Raw genomic sequence first — 1,727 nt, forward strand, 5'->3', positions numbered from 1 at the left:
CATTTTTCTCTCATTATACAAGAAATACCCTATAGACTAGACTTTTTTTAAGTGTCTATTCTATAGGGTACATTGTAAATAGGTGGATAGTTTTTTATTTATGATTCTTTTAAATCATCCACTAGTTGCTCCGCTAAACGTCTATACATATTACTCATAGTCACGAAGGATGTTAGTAGTAGAAATTTTTTTAGCTTTGTATCTTCTAAGGAAGAAATCTCATTTACTTCTGTAACACGGTTATTTACGTCTTGTTTAAAGCTTTCGACATTGCTTTCAGTAAGAGCAAGATAATTTTTGTATAACGTATTTAATTCGAATGAATCATCATTTAATAAGGAGTCATTTATAGTTTCTAATGAACTTTTTATGTCGTTAATGGAGAGAGCTCCCTTTAATTGATAAATTAGGCTAATTAAAATCATATGCTCTTTTGAATACTTTTTATTTTTGATGGGGATGAATAGTTTTCCTTTTGCGTAATTATTAATCATCGTTTTGGTTAATACTTTTTCATCATCAGTTCTCGTTGTATCTGCATAAGTATTCTCAAATAGTTGAACAACTTGATCTACATATAAGTCAACATTTGGAATATCCTCAAGTTTAATGTTTTTTTCTAAATGCAATGTCTCAAGTAATTCATTTATATTTTCCACGTAGAATCCCTCACTTTTATAACTTAGTGGAACTTAATGTTTAATATATCTTTAAATATGGTATTACGAAACAAATGAATTGTAAATGTTGACCTTAAAAAGAAATGTGTATATAATTACATGTAGTTATCAAAACTACATGTAATTATATGAGGGGTGTTATTATGAATGCTTATGTAAGGGAACCGGTTAATGCATTTACTCACTTAGGTGGAGCAATATTATCATTTATTGCCTTATTAGCTATGCTTGTGAAAGTTTCTATCAAGATGCCATCATTTGCTGCAATTACAGCTGTTATTTTGTTTGGTATTGGAATGATGGTCCTTTATACGGCGTCAGCTGTGTATCATAGTGTTGTGGCCAATGAACGTGTTATTTACTTCTTTAGGAAGCTAGATCATTCTATGATTTTTATATTAATTGCAGGTACATATGCACCCTTTTGCTTAATTACATTAAATTCAGCAAGTGGTTTACTATTATTTTGTTTAGTCTATGCAACTGCGATTTGTGGCATTGTATTTAAAATGTTTTGGTTTAATTGTCCAAGATGGTTATCGACAGCAATTTATATTACGATGGGTTGGTTAATTGTGTTATTCTTTGCACCGTTAGCTGAGAATTTAAGTACAGGAGGCATTATTTTCTTAGTACTTGGGGGCATTTTTTATACAATTGGTGGATTTATTTATGGAACAAAGCCAAAATGGTTAGAGTTTAAATATATGGGGCATCATGAAATTTTTCATGTTTTTGTATTATTAGGTAGTCTTGCGCATTTTCTAAGTGTATATTGTTATGTAATTTAATAAAAAAACGCCACATAATAAAAATTATGTGGCGTTTTTTTATTACCTGATTAGAATCGTATATGTTATAAATTTATTATGGGATAAAATGTAAGTTTCTGTGTTCGCATGTTAAACATAGGATAAGAAATATGTGATATACTTTGAGAAGTTTATAATGAATGAAATATGGAGGACTATAATTATGGCAATACTTGTAACAGGTGGAGCAGGATATATTGGTAGTCATACATGTGTAGAATTACTAAATAGCGGT

General features: G+C 29.7%; 3 protein-coding genes. 2 read left to right on the forward strand and 1 reads right to left on the reverse strand.

The features are described 5' to 3' along the window. Positions 1-98 precede the first annotated feature (98 nt). Positions 99-659, reverse strand: a complete 561-nt coding sequence (locus ACS2QP_RS27325; protein WP_017673742.1) for a DUF1836 domain-containing protein — start codon at positions 657-659, stop codon at positions 99-101. 164 nt (positions 660-823) lie between these two features. On the opposite strand from ACS2QP_RS27325, the gene trhA reads away from it, so the two are divergent. Further along, positions 824-1,471 (forward strand): PAQR family membrane homeostasis protein TrhA, encoded by a 648-nt coding sequence (gene trhA / locus ACS2QP_RS27330; protein WP_000995363.1) that lies wholly within the window; start codon positions 824-826, stop codon positions 1,469-1,471. Between the two features lie 184 nt (positions 1,472-1,655). After that, positions 1,656-1,727: NAD-dependent epimerase/dehydratase family protein (locus tag ACS2QP_RS27335; RefSeq protein ID WP_135238493.1), on the forward strand; the 72-nt coding region annotated here is incomplete at its 3' end.

The sequence above is a fragment of the Bacillus cereus group sp. Bce019 genome (genome assembly GCF_051781745.1).
Classification (GTDB): Bacteria; Bacillota; Bacilli; order Bacillales; family Bacillaceae_G; genus Bacillus_A; species Bacillus_A cereus.

Coding starts and splice junctions, on each gene's coding strand:
- trhA (WP_000995363.1), top strand. CDS start 824: ATGAATGCTTATGTAAGGGAACCGGTTAATGCATTTACTCACTTAGGT.